The organism is Microbacterium sp. Root280D1 (assembly GCF_001428975.1).
GTDB lineage: Bacteria > Actinomycetota > Actinomycetes > Actinomycetales > Microbacteriaceae > Microbacterium.
Map to the genome: position 1 here is coordinate 596553 of NZ_LMJK01000003.1, position 20856 is coordinate 617408.

Here is a 20856-nt window from a genome sequence, read left to right on the forward strand (position 1 = left end):
TCTGCGTTCGCGGGCGGTCGAACCCGTGAGTCAGCGGAACAGGCTCGCCGAGTACTGATCGGCATCCGCGTACTGCGTCGCCGCACTGCCCAGCGAGTGCCCGATGGACTCGAGCACCTGCTCGACGTGCAGCTGGGCTCCTCGCCACTCTTCAGCGCATGACTGGAACGCGGCTGAGGCGGTGCCGACCCACGATGCCTGCAGCTGCGTCAGCTGGGACATGAGCGTCGCAGACTCGGTCTGCAGACGCTCCATCGTGGCCAGTGCGGCTCCTTGGGCGGCACCTACTGCTTCGGTGTCGACGGTGATGACGGACATGGGAACTCCTCTCGTTCGGTTCTCCGACGGTAGGGGAGGGGCGACTGCCGGATGCCGATGCGGCGCGATCGCCCGCAGCCGTTGTGGAGAACCTGCGCGGAGGATTCTCCGTGCAGCAGGAGCCGTCAGATGTCGAGCGGCTCGATCGGCTGGGTGTCCTCGAGAAGATGCGCAGGTGTCGCGCGTGAAGGTGCGAGGGGGAGGGTGACGGTGAACGTCGCTCCGCCGCCGGGCGTCTCCGACACCGCGACGCTTCCGTGCAGCGCCTTCACGATGGACGAGACGATCGCGAGACCCAGGCCCGACCCTCCCGTCTCGCGAGCGCGCGAGGTGTCGGCGCGCCAGAAGCGCTCGAAGATCTGCTCGCGGATCTGCGGCGGGATCCCCTCACCATGATCGACGATGGCTATGCTCCCCGTGCCTCGCACACGATCTGCGTCGACCACGATCTCGATCGGACTCTCCTCCGCCGAGAAGCGTCGCGCATTGCCCAGCAGGTTCGTGACGACCTGGCGGACCTTGTTCTCCTCGCCGAGCACGATCGGCGGCGTGCGCACGGGGATGTCCGCCGCTTCGGTGAAGTCGATCGCCGGCACGGCCGCACCGGAGTTCCGGGGGCGACGGCGCAGGCGCGCGAGCGTTCCGCGTGAGAGTCCACGGGGTGCTGGCGTCTCCGGAGCGGAGGGAACGACGGGTGTGGAGCGCGTGGTGACATCGATCAGCGGAGCCTCGACGGTGCGATCGACCACGGTCACGGTGCGCGCCGGAGCCGCCGCGCGCAGGTCGAGAGCGGCGTCCCGCGCGATCGGTCGAAGATCGAGGGCTTCGATCTCGGGCTCCCGCTCCTCGTCGAGGCGCGCAAGAGCGAGGAGGTCCTCGACCAGGACGCCCATGCGGATCGCCTCCTTCTCGATCCGCTCCATCGCGCGTGCGGTGTCTTCCTCGCCCTTGATCGCGCCCATGCGGTAGAGCTCGGCGTATCCGCGCACGCTCACCAGGGGAGTGCGCAGCTCGTGGCTGGCATCTCCGATGAAGCGCCGCATGTGCTGCACGGTGCGATCTCGCTGCGCGAGCGACGCGTCGACGCGGTCGAGCATCGTGTTGATCGCGCTGTTCAGGCGGCCGACCTCGGTCGTGGGCTCGAGATCGGTGAGACGCTGGGTGAAATCGCCGGCGGCGATCGACATGGCGGTCGACTCGACCTGCCCGAGCCGACGGAATGTCAGCGTCACCAGACCGCGGGTCAGCAGAGCGGCCAGGAAGATCGTGACGAACGCGACCGTGATGTAGATGCCGAAGTACTGGCTGATGATGCGATCCGCGTACTCGAGCGGCATCGCGACGATCTGGATACGCAGCGATCCGTCGCCCTCTCCGGGCACCCGCGCGACAGCGGCGCGGAAGCTCGACCCTTCGGTCCCCTCCATCGTGAACGGCGTGTCCTCGTTCGCCTGCACGTCGAGAGGCGAATAGGTCGCGGGGAAGAGCGGCTGTCCGTTGGCGGAGTTCCCGGTGGTCGTCTGCAGCACGCCCTCGGCGTCGTAGATCGCGACGAAGAAGTCTCGCGGCGAGTCGGTGGGGGTGTAGACGGTCTCGCCGTCCTCGACCGTCACCTCGAAGTAGCGGCTCGCGAGATCCGCCGACACCAGGGCCGGAAGCTGCGCATCGATGTTGCTGATGAGCGAGTTGCGCAGGATCGGCACGGTGCCGATGCCCGCGGCGAGAAGACCCAGTGCGAGCACTGCGACCGTGACACCCGTCACCTTGGCGCGCAGGCTGATCGACCGCCACCACCGGGTGATCGCGTCAGGCTTGTGCGCCATGCGGACCTCCCTGGAGACGGATGCTGTGCGGCGTCAGCGTGCGGCGGTGTGCCGGACTACTTGCCGACCTTGAGCATGTATCCGAAGCCGCGCTTCGTCTGGATCACCGACTCCTCGGTGTGCGGGTCGATCTTGCGGCGGAGGTACGAGATGTAGCTCTCGACGATGCCGGCATCGCCGTTGAAGTCGTACTCCCACACGTGGTCGAGGATCTGGGCCTTCGACAGCACGCGATTCGGGTTCAGCATCAGATAGCGCAGCAGCTTGAACTCGGTCGGGCTCAGCTCGATCGACTCCTTGCCCACCTGCACGTCGTGGGTGTCCTGATCCATCGACAGCTCGCCGGCCCGGATGATCGACTCCTCGTCGGCCTGCATCGTGCGGCGCAGGATGGCCTGAGCGCGGGCGACGATCTCGTCGAGGCTGAACGGCTTGGTGACGTAGTCGTCGCCGCCGGCGTTGAGCCCCTCGATCTTGTCGTCCGTGCCGTCCTTCGCCGTGAGGAACAGGATCGGCGCAGTGAACCCGGCGCCGCGAAGACGCTTGGTCACGCTGAAGCCGTTCATGTCCGGAAGCATCACGTCGAGGATGATGAGGTCCGGCTCCTCCTCGAGCACCGCCGAGATCGTGGCGGCGCCGTTGGCGACGGTCTTCACCTGGAACCCGGCGAAGCTGAGACCCGTCGAGAGCAGGTCGCGGATGTTGGGTTCGTCGTCGACGACCAGGATGCGCGCATCAGTCATGTCCCCATTATGGTGACTTCGGCCATGCGGATGCTGACTATCCTTCGGAGCGGCGCTTTCGCCCTCCGCGTAGCGGCGCTGTTCCGAGGGAGTGAAGACGGTCAGGCCGCGATCGCGTCGGCATCCATGATCGTGTAGCTGTATCCCTGTTCGGCGAGGAACCGCTGGCGATTCTGGGCGTAGTCCTGGTCGATCGTGTCGCGTGCGACGAGCGTGTAGAAGCTCGCCGTGCGGCCCGACTGCTTGGGACGCAGGAGCCTGCCGAGGCGCTGAGCCTCCTCCTGGCGGGAACCGAACGAACCCGACACCTGAATGGCGACGGACGCCTCGGGGAGGTCGATCGAGAAGTTCGCGACCTTCGACACCACGAGCAGCGAGATCTCGCCCTCGCGGAACGCGCGGTAGAGCTCCTCGCGCTCGTCGATGGGCGTCGCGCCGGTGATCTGCGGCGCGTTCAACGACTGCGACAGGGAGTCCAGCTGGTCGAGGTACTGACCGATCACGAGGATCCGCTCGTCCTTGTGCTTCGCGATGAGCTCGCGCACGGCGTCGATCTTCGCCGGGGCGGAGGCGGCGAGGCGGTAGCGCTCGTCGTCGGTCGCGGCGGCGTATTCGAGCCGGTCGTCCGGCGGGAGGTCGACCCGAACTTCGTAGCAGACGGCGGGGGAGATGAAACCCTGCGCCTCGATCTGCTTCCACGGGGCGTCGAACCGCTTGGGCCCGATCAGGCTGAACACGTCTCCCTCGCGTCCGTCCTCGCGGACCAGCGTGGCGGTGAGGCCGATCCGGCGACGCGCCTGGAGGTCGGCGGTCAGCTTGAACACCGGTGCGGGGAGCAGATGGACCTCGTCGTAGACGATGAGGCCCCAGTCGAGAGCATCCAGCAGGGCGAGGTGGGCGTACTCGCCCTTTCTCTTGGCCGTGAGGATCTGGTAGGTCGCGATCGTCACCGGCTTGACCTCTTTGGCCTGCCCCGAGTACTCGCCGATCTCCTCGGGCGTGAGGCTCGTGCGCTTGAGCAGTTCGTCGCGCCACTGCCGAGCCGAGACCGTGTTGGTGACGAGGATGAGGGTCGTGGTCTTCGTCGCGGCCATCGCGCCGGCGCCGACGATCGTCTTGCCGGCGCCGCAGGGGAGGACGACGACGCCCGAGCCGTCCTTCGAGAAGGCGTCGACGGCATCCTGCTGGTAGGGGCGGATCGCCCATCCGTCCTCTGCCAGTTCGATCTCGTGCGGGGTGCCGGGGGTGTAGCCGGCGAGGTCTTCTGCAGGCCAGCCGATCTTCAGGAGCTCCTGCTTGATCTGACCGCGCGCCCAGGCATCGACGACGAACGTGTCGGGCGCCGGGTGGCCGATCAGCAGCGGCTGGATGCGCTTGTTGTTCGCCACCTGTGCGAGCACGGCGGGGTCGGTCGAACGCAGGATCAGGGTGCCCTCGTCGTCGCGTTCGATGACGAGGCGCCCATAGCGGTTCACGGTCTCGCGCAGGTCGACGGCCACCGACGGGGGCACGGGGAACCGGGACCAGCGGTCCAGCGTGTCGAGCATGTCCTCGGCGGTGTGCCCGGCGGCGCGGGCGTTCCACAGGCCGAGCCGCGTGATCCGGTAGGTGTGGATGTGCTCCGGCGCGCGTTCGAGCTCCGCGAAGATCGCCAGCTCGTGGCGGGCGCTCTCGGCATCGGCGTGGGCGACTTCGAGCAGCACGGTGCGATCGCTCTGGACGATCAGGGGGCCATCAGACATAGCTGTCCAGTTTACTGTGCGATCACGGTGGCGGCGCGGATGCTCGACACCGGAAGCGTGCGCTCGACGTCTGCCGCCCGGTCGCGCCCGCGCAGCCGGCCTCCGCCCAGCCCGGTCGCCTCGAGGATCAGCTCCCTGGTCGATCCGTCCGGCATGCCCACGCTGACCCGCAGCACGGCCTTCGCGCGCACGGCGGCCTCGAGCTCGCGGTCGAGCCAGGCCGCGTCGGCGTCGGCACCCTGGTGCGAGCGCAGCGCGGCGATGAGGCCCGAGTAGTCCGGCGCCGGGTCGGGCGTCGCCGCCGAGACCGGGTTCCGTTCGCCGGCCACCGCGTGTCCGTCTTCGTCGACGAGCGTCGCCGGGTAGCGGGCATCCGTGAGCGCCCAGTACACGGTGTCGCGCCCGACGCGGGTCGTGAGCGAGGCGACGTGCTTCGTGAGGGCGAGCGGCCGCAGCCCCTGGTCGACGGACATGGCCTCGATCAGATGCTGGTCGCTGCTCTCGATGCGCGTTCGCCCGGTCTCGGCGTCTGTCGACACCCGCACCAGGCCGTGCCGTTGGGCGGTCTGGGTGACGAGATACCGGAGCGGCTGGGGGATGCCGGTGAGCGAGAGCGACTCGAGGAACTCGAGGATCGACTGCTCCGTCTCGCCGGCGACGAGTGCGTGCGCGATCGATTCGGGAGTGAACCGATAGGTGGAGGCCTGAGCGGCGGACTCGCGCGCGGCGATCGTGCGCAGCCGCACGTCCAGACCGGGGGCCAGCGGGCCGGGGGAGATCGCGCTCAGATCGTTCTGGAGGAAGATGCGATCGACCTCGCTCGGGAGGAGTGCCGTGAGGGGAGTGGCGTCGACGCTCGCGCCGCGCCGGATCGCCGCCGCCCATGCGGGCTCACGGCCCTCGTCGGCGATGAGCCCGAGCAGACGGGCGCGCTCCAGCAGAGCCGTGCTCTGCTCTGCCCAGGCAGGGTCCCAGGGGTGAGCGTCGGCCCAGTCGCTCGGGGGGATCCACCCGCCCTCCGTGGTGCGCAGACCGCGGGGGAGAGCGTCGCGGAAGCCTTCGACCAGGGTGCTCCACCGATCGGCCACGGACGATCGCAGCCATTCCTCGGTCTGTGGCGTCGTGCGCAGTCTGCGCGCGTCCGGTGCGACGAGGCGCGAGTCGACGGCGATGGCGATCAGCGCGTCGATCGATTCGGCCACGACGCCCGACTCGCCGAGCTGTCGCTTCTCGCCGGCGCTGACGTTGCCGCCGGCCAGCAGGGTGAAGGGCTTCTCGCGGGCGAGCAGGAGCAGATCGGCCAGGGCCGAGACGGTGGTGAAGGCGCGCTCGGCAGCGTGGGCCGTCTCGGTGTCGGTCGTGGGCTCCGGCACGGTGTCGCTGGGCGCACTCGGCTCCGCACGATCTGCGACGGCGGTGACCACCGGCGGGAAGGGCGCCCCGTCCGGGCGCAGCAGCGCGAGGCTTTCGAGGGTCTCGCGCTGCGCGGAGTGTTCCGACGCGGGACTCGCTGCGAACGCGAGAAGGGCTGCGGCCTCGTCGCGCGTCAGGGTGGGGAGGACCCGAGCGAGCGACGCGGGATCGAGAAGCGCTTCGGCGGCGTCGAAGAAGTCCTGCCAGTTGACGTCCGGGCGCACGCGCCGTGCCGCGAAGAGGGTGCTGAGCTGCTCGTCGCTCGCCGCGGACAGCCATTCGGCCAGCGGTCGGGCGTGCGTGCTCATGCCGGATACCTCAGGGCCGCGATGCCGCGCGCCCCTTGCGGATGAAGCTCATGGCGAGGAGCACGATGATCATGACGAAGGCGGCGGGGAGCCCCCAGTAGGGGATCGCGGCGATGAACGGCCATGCGCCTGAACCGAAGTCCTCCTGCTGCATGCCGACCGCTGTGCCGATGATGATCGCGAAGAAGCAGATGATGGACGCCGCAGCGAGTCCGAGTGCCGTGAACGCCAGAATGCGATCGATGCGGCGAACGGGAACCTCAGGTTCGGGACTCTTGGTGCTCATCCGTCTCAGCCTAGTCGTTGCGGGGTGGCACGGTTCCGCATCGTGACCTACGGATTCCGTGCCCGGCGACCGGTAGGCTGGGGGTGGCCGCACACGTGCGTCCCATCCAGCTCCACACCGACTCAGCGAGGTTTCTTCCATGCCCACCGGCAAGGTCAGGTTCTACGACGAAGACAAGGGTTTCGGCTTCATCGCCGCCGATGACGGCCAGGACGTCTTCCTGCACGCCTCCGCTCTGCCGGCCGGCGCCGCTGTGAAGGCGGGTGCACGCGTGGAGTTCGGTGTCGCCGACGGCAAGCGCGGCCTGCAGGCGCTGTCCGTCCGGGTGCTCGAAGCGCCGCCGAGCCTCGCGAAGGCGAAGCGCAAGCCCGCGGACGACATGGCGATCATCGTCGAGGATCTCGTGAAGCTCCTCGACGGAATGGGCGGCGACCTGCGTCGCGGCCGCTACCCCTCGTCTGCACAAGGCCGCAAGATCGCGGCAGTTCTGCGCAAGGTAGCCGATGACCTCGAAGCCTGAGGCGGACCAGCGTCTGATCGACGCTCACGATCTCGCGCTCGCCGCCCTGCACGAGATCACTCCGGCGTCGACCGTCGGACCCGCAGCCGACTATCTCCCCGAGGAGGACGGCTCGGTCTCGCTGCGCTTCGAGAACCGGCTCCCCGGATACCCCGGCTGGTTCTGGACCGTCACGGTCGCTCGCGTCGATGACGAGGAGCCGACGGTGCTCGAACTCGAGCTGCTGCCGGGCGACGGCGCCCTGCTCGCACCCGAATGGGTGCCGTGGGCCGAACGCCTCGCCGAGTACCGCGCCCACCAGGTGGAGCTCGCGGAGCAGGCGGCCGCGGCCGCCGCGGACGACGAGGATGCCGCATCGGTCGAGGACGACGACTCCGATGACGATCTCGACGGCGATGACCTCGACGACGATGACGACGATGAACTCGACGACGACGACGACGACATCGATGAGGACGAACTGGCCGCGGAGCCGCGAGAGCTGCACGCCGGTGACCTCGACGGAGTCGACATCGACGAGCTCGACGACTCCGACGACGCGGACGACGACGACGCGGACGACGACGACGAGGACGAGTCGGATGACGACGAGGACGACGTCTCCGACGAGGATGACGACTCCGACGACGAGGATGATGACTCCGACGACTCCGACGACGACGAGGACTCCGACGACGAGGAATGATCGTCCACGGGACGAATGAGAAAAGGGGCCGCGTTCGCACGCGGCCCCTTTCGTCTTCGTCGGTGGGTGTCAGGCGCCCTGCTGCCCGAGGACGTAGTCGAGAGAGCGGGTGAGCTGTCGGATGTCGTCCGGTTCGATCGAGACGAAGGTCGCGACGCGCAGCTGGTTGCGACCGAGCTTGCGGTACGGCTCGGTGTCGACGATGCCGTTGGAGCGCAGGGTCTTGGCGACCGCCGCCGCATCGACGCTGTCGTCGAAGTCGATGGTCACGACGACCGGTGACCGGTGCGCCGCGTCCGTGACGAACGGGGTCGCCACCTCGGATGCCGCCGCCCAGTCGTAGAGGATGCCGGACGACTCCGCCGTGCGGGCGCCGGCCCAGGCGAGGCCGCCGTTCGACAGGATCCAGCTGAGCTGGCTGTCGAGCAGGTGCAGCGTCGTCAGTGCGGGAGTGTTCAGCGTCTGGTTGAGTCGCGAGTTGTCGACGGCGTTCTTCAAGCTGAGGAACTCCGGGATGTACCGACCCGAAGCGGCGATGCGCTCGATGCGGTCGACGGCGGCGGGCGACACCGCGGCGAACCACAGGCCCCCGTCGGAGCCGAGGTTCTTCTGCGGCGCGAAGTAGTAGACGTCCGCCTGAGAGGCGTCGAAGTCGATGCCACCGGCCGCGCTGGTCGCGTCGATGACGGTCAGAGCGCCGTCGGCGACCACGCGCTCGATCGGTGCCGAGACGCCGGTCGACGTCTCGTTGTGCGGCCAGGCGTAGACGTCGATGCCGTCGACGACCTCTGCAGCGGTGCGCGAGCCCGGCTCGGACTTGCGCACATCCGGCGCCTCGAGCCACGGTGCGGCAGCGGCGGCGGCGAACTTGCCGCCGAACTCCCCGAACACCAGATTCTGGCTGCGGCGCTCGATCAGGCCGAAGGCGGCGGCGTCCCAGAACGCCGTCGAGCCGCCGTTGCCGACGATGATCTCGTATCCCTCGGGAAGGCGGAAGAGTGCTGCGAGCTGCTCGCGGACGCTGCCCACCAGGTTCTTGACGGGTGCCTGTCGGTGCGAGGTGCCGAGCAACGTCGGACCTGCGGCGAGCAGCGCATCGAGCTGCTCGGTGCGCACCTTCGAGGGACCGCAGCCGAAGCGGCCGTCAGCGGGCAGGAGGTCACGGGGAATCTCGATCGCCATGCGTTGATTCTACGGCGTGGGCCCCCGGTGCCTTCACCGCATGACGCCCTGGTGTCCGCGCGGGAATGTAGGCTTGCCTAAGAAGACCCGGAGGGCCACATGACGGACTTGATCGACACCACGGAGATGTACCTCCGCACCATCCTCGAACTCGAGGAGGAGAACATCGTGCCGCTGCGTGCGCGTATCTCCGAGCGGCTCGGCCACTCGGGGCCGACGGTCTCGCAGACGGTCGGGCGCATGGAGCGCGACGGCCTCGTCGTCGTCTCCGAAGACCGCACCCTCGAACTCACCGACGCCGGCCGCCGCAAGGCGGTCAACGTCATGCGCAAGCACCGCCTCGCCGAGCGCCTTCTCTCCGACGTGATCGGCCTCGACTGGGCGTTCGTCCACGAAGAGGCGTGCCGCTGGGAGCACGTGATGAGCGAGCAGGTCGAGCGTCGTCTCGTCGAGCTGCTCGGCCACCCCACGGAGTCCCCGTACGGCAACCCGATCCCGGGCCTCGACCAGCTCGGCGACGCGCCTGCGCGCACGTTCGAGGAGGGCGTCATCGGGCTCGTGCAGAAGCTGAACGCCGCCGGCGCTCCGATCGATGGCACCGTCCGCCGTCTCGCCGAGCCCGCTCAGGTCGACCCGGAGCTGCTCGAGCAGCTGCGAGACGCAGGCGTGGTTCCCGGTGCGAAGGGCGACTATCGCTTCAACGAGGGCTACGTGCTCATCCAGATGGAGGGCAAGGAAGACGGTCTGGAGCTCCCCGTCGAACTCGCCTCGCACATCTTCCTGGTCGGCGAGCCCGCCTGAACTTCGAGGCTGAAGGGCCCGACATCCGCGTGATTCCGCCTCTCCGAGGATTGCCAGGTTCGCAGGGTGACAGGATCGTTATCTTCCGGTAACCTCGGACGAGTCGTCGAAGAAGCCCGCTGACGACACCCGAGAGGATTCGCCTTCCAGGCTCGTCGACCTCCCGGTCAGACCGCACAACGTACCCGAGCTACATACGTGCCACGAGAGCAGAGTGCCGACGAGCCAGCGCTTCCCGAGCGTGCAGGCGCAGGAGGACTAAGTTTTGGCCAAAGACATCGAATCGCCCGAGAAGACAACTGAAGATCGAGCAGTCGCCCGCAGCTCTCGCAGCCGCGTCGACGCTCGCAAGGTCGTTAAGCCCTTGCGTTCGATCGCCATCTTCGGGGCCGTCGGTGCTCTCGTCGCTGCTGTCGCTCTTCCCGCCTACGCCGCATCGAAGCCGGCAGAGACCGCGGCGACCGTCCAGCAGCTCGCTGCTGTCGACGCCCAGTCGCTGGTCGTCGCGTCAGACGCGACCGCCGCTCCGCTGAGTCGCGGTACCTTCAGCGCCACGACTCCGGACGAGATCGAGAAGAAGAAGGCCGAAGAGGCCGCAAAGGCCCGCGCGGCCGCTGCTGCAGCCTCCGTCGCCTCTGCGTCGAACACCAGCTTCGACATCGGTCGCTACGCGCTGGTGTCGCCCGGTTCCGGGGAGGTCCGGTACCCGCTTCCCCAGGGTTCCTACAACGTCAGCCGCACCGTCGGCGGCGCTCACCAGGGCGCCGACATGCTCGCCCCGGCCGGCACCCCGATCTACGCTGCGGCTGCGGGCGTCGTCCGTGCCTCTGCCGAGAGCATCGGCGGATACGGCGTCGCCGTCATGCTCGACAGCGTCGTGGGCGGTCAGCGCGTGCAGACGACCTATGGTCACATGATCTACGGTTCGCGTCAGGTCCAGGCGGGGCAGACCGTCGCCGCCGGACAGCTCATCGGCTTCGTCGGCAGCACCGGACGCTCGACAGCCAACCACCTGCACTTCGAGGTCTGGGTCAACGGCGGCCTCATGGAGCCGATCGCCTGGCTCGGCGCCAACGCGGGCTGATCGCTCGCACCTTCATCTTTCCCGCGCGGACACGCCTTCGTGCGTTCACCCGCAGTTTGACCCTCCTGTGCTGCTGATGGGTTAGCCTGAACCCGTTGTCGCATAGTCGGGAGAAGCTGATGGAGCGAATACCGAACATCCGAACCATGGATGCCCTCGGTCGTCACGTCCTTCTGCATCGTCCGCAGGGACGCCACGGTCTTGCCGTGCGCATGAGGCGCTGTCTGTAGACAGCGCCTTTTTTCATCCCCGCGAACGCTTCCGTCCTGTGCGGCTTCGTGTGAGTCGAGAGTGCCGGGAAGCCGTCCCGGCGGATCGAGAGGATGACGATGCGCACACTTGTACTGAACGCAGGATACGAACCGCTCGCGATCGTGTCGTTCAAGAGAGCCCTGGTCCTGGTCATGAACGACAAGGCGACGGTCATCGAACGTGTCGAGGACGACCCCGTCTGGGGCAGTCACGGCGTTTACGACCGTCCTGCCGTCATCGTCCTCTCGCGGTATGTGCGCATTCCGATCAGCAGACGCGTCCCGGTCACACGGCGGGGGGTCCTCCGCCGTGACAACCATCGCTGCGGCTACTGCGGCAAGGCCGCCTCGACCATCGACCACGTGATGCCGCGTTCGCGCGGAGGGGCTGATTCGTGGGAGAACCTCGTCGCGTGCTGCCTGCGCTGCAACAACACCAAGAGCGACCGCACGCCGCAGGAGATGCGCTGGGAACTGAGGTTCGCGCCTCGTCCTCCGCACGGGACGGCGTGGACGGTCCGCGGCACGGAGCGGAGCGACCCGCGATGGGAGCCGTACCTGGCCCTCGCCGCGTGAACGGAAGGCGGGGGCGAGGCTTCCTCTAGAATGGAATCCTCGCCCCCGTAGCTCAGCAGGATAGAGCAGCCCTCTCCTAAAGGGCAGGTCGCTGGTTCGAATCCAGTCGAGGGCACATCTCAGTCACGGCCGTTGCGCCACAGCTTCGACGGCCACCAGATCACTCGACCCAGGTCGTAGGCGAGTGCCGGCACGAGCAGCGAGCGCACCACGAAGGTGTCGAGCAGCACTCCGAACGCGACGATGAACGCGAGCTGCGCGAGGAACAGGATCGGGATCACCGACAGGGCGGCGAAGGTCGCTGCGAGCACGAGACCCGCAGACGTGATCACGCCGCCGGTGATCGAGAGTCCGCGAAGCACGCCTTCGCGTGTGCCGTGCTCGAGCGACTCCTCGCGCACCCTCGTCATCAGGAAGATGTTGTAGTCGATGCCGAGTGCCACGAGGAACACGAATCCGTAGAGCGGAACCGCAGGATCGGCACCGGGGAAGTCGAACACTCCGTTGAAGACCAGTGCCGAGACGCCCATCGCCGTGCCGAACGACAGCACCGTGGTGATGATGAGCAGCACCGGCGCGAGGATCGACCGCAGCAGCAGCATCAGGATCAGCATGATCACGACCAGGACGACCGGGATGATCAGGTTGCGGTCATGGATCGAGGCGTCGTTCGTGTCGATCGCGGTCGCCGTCACTCCGCCGACCAGAGCATCGAGCTCGTCCAGCTGGGTGCGCAGGTCCCGCACCGTCGCGGCCGCCGCGTCAGAGTCGGCCGCGTCGGTCAGAGTGCCCTGAAGGAGAACGTCTCCGTCGACGACGGTGGGCTCGGGCGCCGGGGTCCCGGGAGGGCCGACGGCGACCAGGCCGTCTTCCGTGACCGGCGCCGAACCGCTCGGCGAGTCAGCGGCCGTGACAGAGACCCCGTCGATTCCATCGTCGGCCAGCAGCACGTCGGCGGCATCCTGCAGCTCGTCCTCCGCGACGACCACGTACACGGGACTGCCGGAGCCGCCGGGGAAGTGCTCGCCCAGAGCCACCTGACCGTCGCGCGCCTCGGACGCGCCGAGCACGAGATCGGACTGGGGCACGCCGACGGCGTTCAGCTGCAGGACGCCCGAAGCGCCGGCGAGCAGCACCAGGGTCGTCACGATCCAGATGACGCGCGGGCGGCGGGTGATGAGGTTCGCGAGCCGTGCCCACAGGCCCGTCTTGCGCATGCCGTGCTCGTCAGCGACGACCTCGGGCTCGAACTTCGGGCGACGGGGCCAGAACACCGCGCGGCCGAACAACAGCAGGAGAGCCGGCAGCAGTGTGAGCGCGGCGAGCATCGCGAACACGATGCCGATGGCGGCCACCGGACCGAGGGTGCTGTTCGACTTGAGGTCGCTGAGCAGCAGACAGAGCAGTCCGGCGATGACAGTCCCGCCGGAGGCCACGATCGGCTCGAAGGAGCCCTTCCAGGCCGCCAGCACGGCGGCCCCCTTGTCTCGGGTGACGCGCAGCTCTTCGCGGAACCGCGCCACGAAGAGCAGCGCGTAGTCGGTGGCCGCTCCGATGACCAGGATGAAGAGGATGCCCTGGGTCTGGCCGCTGAGCAGCAGCACCTCGAACTTCGCCAGCCACCAGACCACGAGGAGCGCGACGCAGAGTGCGAAGAGGCTCGTCGAGAGCACGACGATCGGCAGCAGGAACGAGCGGTAGACCAGCACGAGGATGACGAGCACCGCGAGCAGGGCCACGCCCAGGAGGAGGCCGTCGATGCCGGCGAACCCGGCGACGAGGTCGGCGCTGAATCCTGCAGGACCCGTGATGTAGACGGTGACGCCGTCAGGCGCGGCATCCCGCAGCTGAGTGCCGAGTGCATCGATCGCGTCGGCGAGTTCCGCGTCGCCCTCGATCGGGATGAACGCCTGGACGGCCTTGCCGTCGTCCGACGTCAGAGCGGGAGAGACGTCCTCGCTCACGCCCTCGACGGAGGGCGCGTCGGCCACCGCATCCGAGATGGTCTGGAGGTCTGACTCCGACAGCTCGTCATCGGCGACGAACACCGCGATCGCCGGAATGGCATCGCTGTCGTTGAACTCGCCGAGGAGCTTCTGCACCTGCGTCGCATCGGCCGACTCAGGCAGGTAGCTCGTCTGATCGTTCGATGAGACCTCGTCGACCTTGCCGAACAGCGGGCCGCCGAGCCCTGCGCCCACCAGCCAGATGAGGATGAGGGCGACGGGGATGAAGACGCGCGCCCAGGAGTGCCGACGCGTGCGCTCTCGGGTCGGCGGGGTGGGCGCGTGCTCAGGGGTGGACATCAGATTCCTCTCGGAAGGTGCAGGGGATCGGGGTGCGTCAGGAGACCCAGGCGAGGATGAGGATCATCGTCGCGAGGAACCCGGCGAAGTAGTTGAGGAAGATGAAGCGCCGCCACGCGCGGTTGGTCCCCGCCGATGTGTCGTCGGTGACGTTCCACCAGGGTGCGGCGTTGACGATGTACGGCAGCGCGAGGGCGGCGCCCAAGGGCGCCGGCCAGGACGTGAACAGCATGGCGATGCCGGCGAGTGCCCACAGCGCGATCGACAGCCGTACGGTCGCCCGTGCTCCGATCACGGTCGCGATCGAGCCGATGCCCCCTTCGCGGTCGGGTGCGATGTCCTGCACCGCTCCGAAGGCGTGCGCGGCCATGCCCCACAGGAAGAACGCGAGCAGCACGATGACCGCTGTCGAGGTGACGGCGCCCTCGGCAAGGGTCAGCCCCACGATCGCCGGAGTGACGAAGTGCAGGCTCGAGGTCGTCGAATCCAGGAACGGCCGCTCTTTGAACCGGAGCCCGGGTGCGGAGTAGGCGATCACCGCGAACACGCTGATCGCGAGCCAGAGCCAGGATGCGGGATTCCCGACCGCCACGAGGTAGACCAGGAACGGGACGTTCGTCACGACCGCCGCCCACAGGGTCGCGCGGTGTATGCGGGGGGCGAGAAGCGCGCCCTCGATCCCGCCCTTGCGCGGGTTGGCGAGGTCGGACGCGTAATCGAACACGTCGTTGATGCCGTACATGGCCAGGTTGTACGGCACGAGGAAGTAGAGGGTGCCGATGATCAGCGTCAGGTCGATCTCGCGCGTGCTGAGGAGGTAGGCGGCCGCGAAGGGGAATGCCGTGTTGATCCAGCTGATGGGGCGGGAGGAAAGGACGATCTGCCGGGCGTCGCGACCGGTGGATCCGCGGGTCGAGGAGCTCACGAGGGATCCTCCTCGGCGCCTCGGAGGCCGGCGCGAGCGCGTCGACGTGCGCGCAGCGCTGCCCACAGGGTCGGCAGCAGCACGGCCCCTGCGAGCGGATAGGCGAAGTCCTCGAGCGGTGCGAGACCGATGTGCACCCCGAGGAGGTGATCGGGGGAGTAGTGGAACAGTCCGGTGGCGATCATGACGGTGTCGAAGACGGCGGTGAGGAGGAAGAGCACGACGACGGTCGCGGCGATCGCGCCGAGATGGGCTCTGTTCCGACCAGCGACCACGGAGAGAACGGCGGCCGCCACGACGGCGACGCCGACGAACCATGCGGAGAGCTCGATGTAGGTCACGAGGCGACCTCCACCGGGCGTCGGCGCAGTCGGGTGAGGATCCGCACAGCCCCGGTGTAGACGACCATGGTGCAGACGACGAGGAAGAGCAGGAAGACAGGCTCTTCGATGGGGAGCTCGGGGGCGAGGACGATCCCCGTCGCGACGGCGGCCTCGCCCCGGAAGAAGATCCCTCCGACGATGCCGGCGACGTCCCACGCGAGGAAGAAGGCGAGTCCGATCGCCGTGACGATCGCCGCGGTCACCGCGTCGCTCCAGAAGAAGAGTCGGAACCGCCGGTCGAGCAGCAGCATGCAGCCGAGCGTGATGAGCAGGAGCGCGAGATACAGGAAGCCCATCAGGATTCCCCGCGGGTCGACCCTGCCGGGGCCGTGACATCGAGAGGGCCGCTGGAATGGTCGCCGCGGATGCGCTTGAGAACGATCTCCGCGCTGATGAGGCACATCGGCACCCCCACGCCCGGCGCGGTCGTGGCACCCGCGTAGTACAGGCCCGACACCTGGCGCGACTCGTTCTGAGCACGGAACATCGCGCTCTGGGACAGGATGTGCGCCGGCCCCAGCATCCCGCCGCGCCACGAGTTGTAGTCCTCGAGGAAGTCCGCGGGGCCCTTGGTCTCGCGCACCACGATGCGCTCACGCAGGTCGTGGATGCCGGCCCAGCTCGCGATCTGGTCGATCGCCGCATCCGCGGCCTCCTCGATCGCGGCGGAGCCTGCACCGTCGGAGCCGCCCGCTCCCAACGCCGTGTCGGCGGGGATCGGCACGAGCACGAACAGGTTCTCGTGGCCCTCGGGGGCCACGGTGCGGTCGGTCGCGCTCGGGCGGCAGACATAGATCGAGGCGGGCGAGGGGATCTCGGGGTCGTCGCCGAAGATCGCGTCGAAGTTCGCATCCCAGTCCTCCGTGAAGAACAGGGAATGATGCGGCAGCTCGGGGACGGAACCACGGATGCCGAGCATCACCAGCACGGCGCCGGGACCGCTCGTGCGCTGCTGCCACCAGGAATCGGGGTAGGTGCGCAGGTGCGGCGGCAGCAGCGCCGTCTCGGTGTGGTGGAGATCGGCGCCGGACACCACGATGTCCGCCTCGGCCCGGTGCGCCATTCCGTCGGCATCGCGCCACTCGATGCCCGTGACGGTCGGAGCACCCGACCGGACGCCGGTGCTGATCGCCGTGACATCGGCATTCAGCACGATCTCGGCTCCGGCCGCCTCCGCGAGCTCCGCGATGCGCTCGACGACGCGCCAGAATCCGCCCTGGGGGTAGCTGACGCCCTCATCGAGGTCGAGAGCGCTCATGAGGTGGTACATCGCCGGTGCGGTGCGGGGGTCGGTGCCGAGGAACACGGCGGGGTACCCGAGCAGCTGCCGGATGACCGGGTCACGGAAACGCCGCGCGGCGAATGACTGCAGGCGTGTGCCCAGCAGGCTGAAGAGACGGGGGAGTGCGCGCAGCACCTCCGGCGTCATCAGCGTGCGCAGCCTCGTGAACGGGTTGTAGAGGAAATAGCGCTCGGCCATCACGCGGGCGTCGTGCGCCGAGTCGAGGTAGGCATCCAGGGCCTGTGCGGCGCCGGGCTCGCGTGACTCGAAGAGGCGCGAGACCGCGTCACGACCGGTGGGAACCGTGACGGACGGCGCCGTGCGCCCGTCCGCGAGGGGCGCACGGAATACGCGATACCCGGGATCGAGGAGGGTCAGATCGAGCTGCTCCTGGGTCGAGGTGCCCATCATCTCGAAGAAGTGATCGAACACCTCGGGCATGAGGTACCACGAGGGCCCGGAGTCGAAGCGGAAGCCGTCGCGCTCGATGGTGCCTGCACGACCACCGACACGGCCGTTCTTCTCATAGACGGTCACATCGTGGCCGTCACGGGCGAGCAGCCCGGCGACGGCGAGACCGGCGACGCCTGCGCCGATGACCGCTACCCGGCTCATCGGCTCCGCTCCATCGCGGTCACGAGCACCGAGCGCGCGGCCAGCATCGCCTTCACCGGATCGGGTACGCGCACCCGCTGCTCATAGAGACTCGAGGCCGGAGTCTTCGCGACCCGGCGCGTGAGAGCCGCGAACAGCGCGAGCGCGCTGCGGACCGCGGCGCGAGAGTCCTTGGGCAGCAGCGGGATCGAGCGCGCCGCATCATCGAGCTGCGCCGTGATCGTGCGCACCCACTCGTCCCGATCGCCGTCGGTGAGGCGGCCGCCGTCGCCGAGGTAACCGCGCTGCAGTCGATCCGTGTCATCCGCGAGGTCGCGCAGGAAGTTCACGTTCTGAAATGCCGCACCGAGCTGCCGTGCTCCGTGCGTCAGGGTCTCGAGCTCTCTGTCGGTGCGCCGCTCGTCCCGCAGGAAGACGCGCAGGCACATCAAGCCGACCACCTCGGCAGAGCCGTAGACGTAGCGCTCATGAGCCGCCGCGTCGTAGGACGTGAAGTGCGACTCCGCAGCGATGTCGGCGGCCATCGAGTCGAAGAACGGATGCGTGAGATCTTCGCCGATCCCGCACTCCCTCGCCGTTCGCGCGAAGGCGTGCAGGACGAGGTCCGTGCTGTACCCCACGCGCATCGCCCGGTGCGTCTCCGAGACGTACGACGCGAGCGCTCCGCTCTGCGCCGACTCGTCGAGCCCCGCCTGGGCGGCGACTCCGTCGACGATCTCGTCCGCGATGCGCACCATCGCGTAGATGTTGCGCACGTGCTGACGGTGTCTCTCGCCGAGCAGGCGCGTCGCGAGTCCGAAGGATGTCGAATATGTGCGGATGACCTCGGTGGATGCGGTGTCGGCGGCGCGGTTGAACCGCCCCAGACTCGCACCCGATGCGTCGTGAGGGTTCGGGGTCATGCGTGACGCCCTTCGAGGCGGGAGGTGGAGACGAGGATCGACCGTGCGGCATCCGAGCTGATCTCGCCGGCGAGCTCCGCCTCGGACAGCAGCGCGTAGACCGCGTCGAGCTGATCGCCGATGAGGCCGATCACGAATCGCTCCGCTCCGCACTCGCGGAGCAGCTCGCGCATCGAGGTGGCGTCCTGCAGGCTGAGGTCCGCCGAACCGAACCGCGGTTCGATGTCGTGCCAGGCGCTCGTCGACCGCGCGAAGGCGATGATGGCCGTCTCCTTGCCCTCTCTCAGGTCGGAGAAGGGGTCCTTGCCGTGTGTCCGGTGGTCGCCGAAGACGCAGAGCAGGTCGTCCTGAAGCTGGTAGGCGAGACCCAGATGGCGGCCGACGGCCTGCAGCGTCTTCTCGGCCGAGGTGGAGGAGTCGGCGAGGAGCGCCGCGGCGCGCAGCGGGAGCGAGAACGAATAGGTGGCCGTCTTGTAGACGCTCATCGACAGGACGGTGTCGACGTCGGAGGCGATGATCCCGTGGCTCAATGCGACGTCGGTGTGCTCGCCGGCCACCGTCTCGAGGATCGTCTGCTCGACCAGGTCGAGGAGGCGTCCTCGTGTGTGCGCCGGCACATCCGCCCGGGCGAAGCCCATGATCGCGGCCGAGAGCATCAGATCGCCCATCAGGATCGCGCTGGACCTGGCCCAGTGCAGCGCGTCCTGCTCGGAGGCGCCCGGTGTGCCGGCGGCGAGCTGCCCGATCAGGTTGGGTCGCTTGCGGCGGGTCAGGTCTCCGTCGATGACGTCGTCGTGAAGGAGGAAGGCATAGTGAAGGAGCTCGATATGGGTCGCTATGTCGACGGCCCCGATCATCGCGTCCTCGCCTGCGGTCGGGACGAGCGCGCGGTGGATGTCGAGCAACAGCCGCGGGCGCACGAGCTTGCCGCCGAGAGCGTGGTCGGCGGTCGCGCGCCAGAGGGCGGCGAACTCGGCTCCGTACACCTCGGCGTTCTCGCAGTGAATGGCGAAGCGCTGTCGGAGCACCTCTTCGACACGGGTGCTCATGTCCTCTCGCGGCGCGGTCTGCGTCACGGTCGCGGTCATGATCACACCACCCCGAGGTCGCGCAGCCGGGGCAGCTGCTCCACGAGCCAGGGACTGTACGCGAAGGGGGCGCCGATGACGGCGTCGGCGAACTCGGCCGGATCGACCCAGGCCCACTCGGCGACCTCGTCGGGATCGGGGGAGAGGGGGCCGTCTGCGATGGCGACGTGCACGGGGCAGATCTCGTTCTCGACGATCCCGCTCGCGTCGACCGCGCGATAGCGGTAGTCAGGCAGCACCAGGGAGATGTCGGTGAGACGGAGTCCGAGCTCGTCCTGCGCGCGTCGATGCACTGCCTGTGTCATGTCCTCGCCCGGGCGGGGGTGACCGCAGAAGCTGTTGGTCCAGACGCCGGGCCAGGTGCGCTTCGTCAGCGCTCGCCGCGTGACGAGAAGACGCCCCTGCCGGTCGAAGACATGGCAGGAGAAGGCGAGGTGAAGAGGAGTATCGGTGGTGTGTACCGCGTCTTTCGCGAACACGCCTATCGCGACTCCGTCTGCAGAGAGGAGGGTGACCTCATCCAACGGGGAACCTCCTCGATTTTCGCTAGCTTAGCTAATAATCAACATAACACGAAACAATCGTGTGTAGCATGATGGCATGCACGACGGACCGGACGCCACCCCCCGCGGAAGCGGTGCGTCCGATGTGCTGTCTCGCAAGGACCCGATCTCTCCGGATGGCCTCGCGCACGCGGCGATCTACGACGTCGAGTCGGCGGATCCGCGGAGCACGCTGATCGATCGATCAGGTGTCGACCCCGAGGACCTGCGCCAGATCGCGCTCGTCATGGGCGCCCTCGGTGAGCTCCGCGACGCGGAGCAGAAGCTGTCACTCGCCTCACGGCGCTACATGCGCCTGAACGACACGGACATGCGCGCACTGCATTACCTGATCGTGTGCGCGAACCGCGGGGCCACGGCCACTCCCGGGGGGATCGCGACACACCTCGGCATATCGACCGCGTCGACGACGAAGCTGCTCGACCGCCTCGAGAAGGGCGGACATATCCGGCGGGCGCCGCATCCGACGGACCGGCGCGCTCTCGCGATCACCATCACGCCGGAGACGCGGCAGGCGGCCATGGAGACGGTGGGTCGTCAGCAGGCCAAGCGCTTCTACTCGGCGGCGCGACTCACTCCGGACGAGCGTGACGTCGTCATCCGGTTCCTGTCCGACATGGCCCAGGAGATCACGCTCCGGGATGAGCCGTGGGCTCAACCCGGAGTCGCGACCTCAGACTGAGTCAGTGCGCGGCGTTGTACGCCTCGACGACCGGGGCGGGAATGCGGCCCCGCTCTGAGAGCGTGTAGCCGTTGTCGTTCGCCCAGGCGCGGATCGCCGCGACCTCGGGATTGCGACCCGCGCGCTTCCGCGGTGCTGCTGACCGCGACGAGGCCGCCGAGCCGGCCCGTCGTCCAGCCGAGATATACGGTTCCAATGCCGCGCGCAGTTCTTCTGCGTGCGCGGAATTCAGATCGATCTCGTAAGAAGTGCCATTCAGCGAGAAATGGACCGTTTCGCCTTCGCCCACTTCCAGGATGCTTCCGTCGATGTCGTCAACCAGCTGGTGCACAATTCTTCTTGCCATGGGAATACAGTACTGCCGAATATCCGAGCCCG

Annotated in this window: 22 protein-coding genes and 1 tRNA gene; 7 read left to right on the forward strand and 16 right to left on the reverse strand. The window is 68.2% G+C overall.

Annotated elements, in window-relative coordinates; translation table 11 throughout:
* Window positions 1-30: 30 nt before the first annotated feature.
* The 6 genes from ASE34_RS15365 to ASE34_RS15390 form a co-directional block, all read right to left on the reverse strand.
* Window positions 31-318 carry a WXG100 family type VII secretion target gene (locus tag ASE34_RS15365; protein WP_056279906.1) on the reverse strand — a complete coding sequence of 96 codons (288 nt, stop codon included), beginning with the start codon at window positions 316-318 and terminating at the stop codon, window positions 31-33.
* 125 nt (window positions 319-443) lie between these two features.
* Window positions 444-2141, reverse strand: coding sequence for a sensor histidine kinase (locus tag ASE34_RS15370; RefSeq protein WP_072591604.1), 1698 nt, complete (start codon window positions 2139-2141; stop codon window positions 444-446).
* Between the two features lie 56 nt (window positions 2142-2197).
* Window positions 2198-2884, reverse strand: a complete 687-nt coding sequence (locus ASE34_RS15375; protein ID WP_053097249.1) for a response regulator transcription factor — start codon at window positions 2882-2884, stop codon at window positions 2198-2200.
* A gap of 101 nt (window positions 2885-2985) precedes the next feature.
* A complete protein-coding gene (locus tag ASE34_RS15380) occupies window positions 2986-4626 on the reverse strand; it encodes a DNA repair helicase XPB (protein ID WP_056279908.1) in 1641 nt (546 codons plus the stop codon).
* Window positions 4627-4637: 11 nt separating this feature from the next.
* A complete protein-coding gene (locus tag ASE34_RS15385) occupies window positions 4638-6347 on the reverse strand; it encodes a helicase-associated domain-containing protein (protein WP_056279910.1) in 1710 nt (569 codons plus the stop codon).
* A gap of 10 nt (window positions 6348-6357) precedes the next feature.
* Complete coding sequence (locus ASE34_RS15390; protein WP_053097244.1) at window positions 6358-6633, reverse strand: hypothetical protein; 276 nt, start codon at window positions 6631-6633, stop codon at window positions 6358-6360.
* A gap of 139 nt (window positions 6634-6772) precedes the next feature.
* On the opposite strand from ASE34_RS15390, the gene ASE34_RS15395 reads away from it, so the two are divergent.
* Together ASE34_RS15395 and ASE34_RS15400 are read left to right on the forward strand one after the other, a co-directional pair.
* Window positions 6773-7153 (forward strand): cold-shock protein, encoded by a 381-nt coding sequence (locus ASE34_RS15395; protein WP_053097241.1) that lies wholly within the window; start codon window positions 6773-6775, stop codon window positions 7151-7153.
* The gene (locus tag ASE34_RS15400) at window positions 7137-7838 is read left to right on the forward strand and encodes a DUF3027 domain-containing protein (RefSeq protein WP_056279911.1); all 702 of its coding nucleotides are present in this window, start codon (window positions 7137-7139) and stop codon (window positions 7836-7838) included. Before ASE34_RS15395 ends, ASE34_RS15400 begins: the two co-directional genes overlap by 17 nt.
* A gap of 69 nt (window positions 7839-7907) precedes the next feature.
* Here ASE34_RS15400 and serC read toward each other — a convergent pair whose 3' ends face one another.
* Entirely contained in the window at window positions 7908-9020 is a 1113-nt protein-coding gene (gene serC / locus ASE34_RS15405; RefSeq protein WP_056279913.1) for a phosphoserine transaminase, read from the reverse strand.
* Between the two features lie 99 nt (window positions 9021-9119).
* On the opposite strand from serC, the gene ASE34_RS15410 reads away from it, so the two are divergent.
* The 4 genes from ASE34_RS15410 to ASE34_RS15425 all read left to right on the forward strand — a co-directional run bounded on the left by ASE34_RS15410 (window position 9120) and on the right by ASE34_RS15425 (window position 11847).
* The gene (locus ASE34_RS15410) at window positions 9120-9821 is read left to right on the forward strand and encodes a metal-dependent transcriptional regulator (protein WP_056279914.1); all 702 of its coding nucleotides are present in this window, start codon (window positions 9120-9122) and stop codon (window positions 9819-9821) included.
* A gap of 265 nt (window positions 9822-10086) precedes the next feature.
* Window positions 10087-10905, forward strand: a complete 819-nt coding sequence (locus ASE34_RS15415; protein WP_082297861.1) for a M23 family metallopeptidase — start codon at window positions 10087-10089, stop codon at window positions 10903-10905.
* 329 nt (window positions 10906-11234) lie between these two features.
* Window positions 11235-11732, forward strand: coding sequence for an HNH endonuclease (locus ASE34_RS15420; RefSeq protein WP_053099198.1), 498 nt, complete (start codon window positions 11235-11237; stop codon window positions 11730-11732).
* 41 nt (window positions 11733-11773) lie between these two features.
* Window positions 11774-11847 (forward strand) — tRNA-Arg (locus ASE34_RS15425).
* Between the two features lie 4 nt (window positions 11848-11851).
* Here the strand turns inward: ASE34_RS15425 and ASE34_RS15430 are convergent.
* From ASE34_RS15430 to idi, 8 genes are read right to left on the reverse strand one after another with little or no spacing between them, the layout of a single operon-like run.
* A complete protein-coding gene (locus ASE34_RS15430; RefSeq protein ID WP_056279916.1) occupies window positions 11852-14038 on the reverse strand; it encodes an MMPL family transporter in 2187 nt (728 codons plus the stop codon).
* A 37-nt stretch (window positions 14039-14075) separates the two neighbouring features.
* Window positions 14076-14963 (reverse strand): prenyltransferase, encoded by an 888-nt coding sequence (locus tag ASE34_RS15435; protein WP_056279918.1) that lies wholly within the window; start codon window positions 14961-14963, stop codon window positions 14076-14078.
* Window positions 14960-15304, reverse strand: a complete 345-nt coding sequence (locus tag ASE34_RS15440; protein ID WP_053097231.1) for a lycopene cyclase domain-containing protein — start codon at window positions 15302-15304, stop codon at window positions 14960-14962. Before ASE34_RS15440 ends, ASE34_RS15435 begins: the two co-directional genes overlap by 4 nt.
* Entirely contained in the window at window positions 15301-15642 is a 342-nt protein-coding gene (locus tag ASE34_RS15445) for a lycopene cyclase domain-containing protein (protein WP_053097229.1), read from the reverse strand. The genes ASE34_RS15440 and ASE34_RS15445 overlap by 4 nt, the downstream gene beginning before the upstream one ends.
* Window positions 15642-17243: a phytoene desaturase family protein gene (crtI, locus tag ASE34_RS15450; protein WP_056279919.1), complete on the reverse strand. Its 1602-nt coding sequence runs from the start codon at window positions 17241-17243 to the stop codon at window positions 15642-15644. The genes ASE34_RS15445 and crtI overlap by 1 nt, the downstream gene beginning before the upstream one ends.
* Complete coding sequence (locus tag ASE34_RS15455) at window positions 17240-18145, reverse strand: phytoene/squalene synthase family protein (protein ID WP_056279921.1); 906 nt, start codon at window positions 18143-18145, stop codon at window positions 17240-17242. Before ASE34_RS15455 ends, crtI begins: the two co-directional genes overlap by 4 nt.
* Entirely contained in the window at window positions 18142-19233 is a 1092-nt protein-coding gene (locus ASE34_RS15460; RefSeq protein WP_082586704.1) for a polyprenyl synthetase family protein, read from the reverse strand. The genes ASE34_RS15455 and ASE34_RS15460 overlap by 4 nt, the downstream gene beginning before the upstream one ends.
* 2 nt (window positions 19234-19235) lie before the next feature.
* On the reverse strand, window positions 19236-19757 hold the full coding sequence (idi, locus tag ASE34_RS15465) for an isopentenyl-diphosphate Delta-isomerase (protein WP_056279923.1): 522 nt from the start codon (window positions 19755-19757) through the stop codon (window positions 19236-19238).
* Window positions 19758-19833: 76 nt separating this feature from the next.
* On the opposite strand from idi, the gene ASE34_RS15470 reads away from it, so the two are divergent.
* Window positions 19834-20478, forward strand: a complete 645-nt coding sequence (locus tag ASE34_RS15470) for a MarR family winged helix-turn-helix transcriptional regulator (RefSeq protein WP_082297860.1) — start codon at window positions 19834-19836, stop codon at window positions 20476-20478.
* A 1-nt stretch (window position 20479) separates the two neighbouring features.
* Here the strand turns inward: ASE34_RS15470 and ASE34_RS15475 are convergent, their stop codons facing one another.
* A complete protein-coding gene (locus tag ASE34_RS15475) occupies window positions 20480-20824 on the reverse strand; it encodes a histone-like nucleoid-structuring protein Lsr2 (protein WP_053097221.1) in 345 nt (114 codons plus the stop codon).
* Window positions 20825-20856 lie beyond the last annotated feature (32 nt).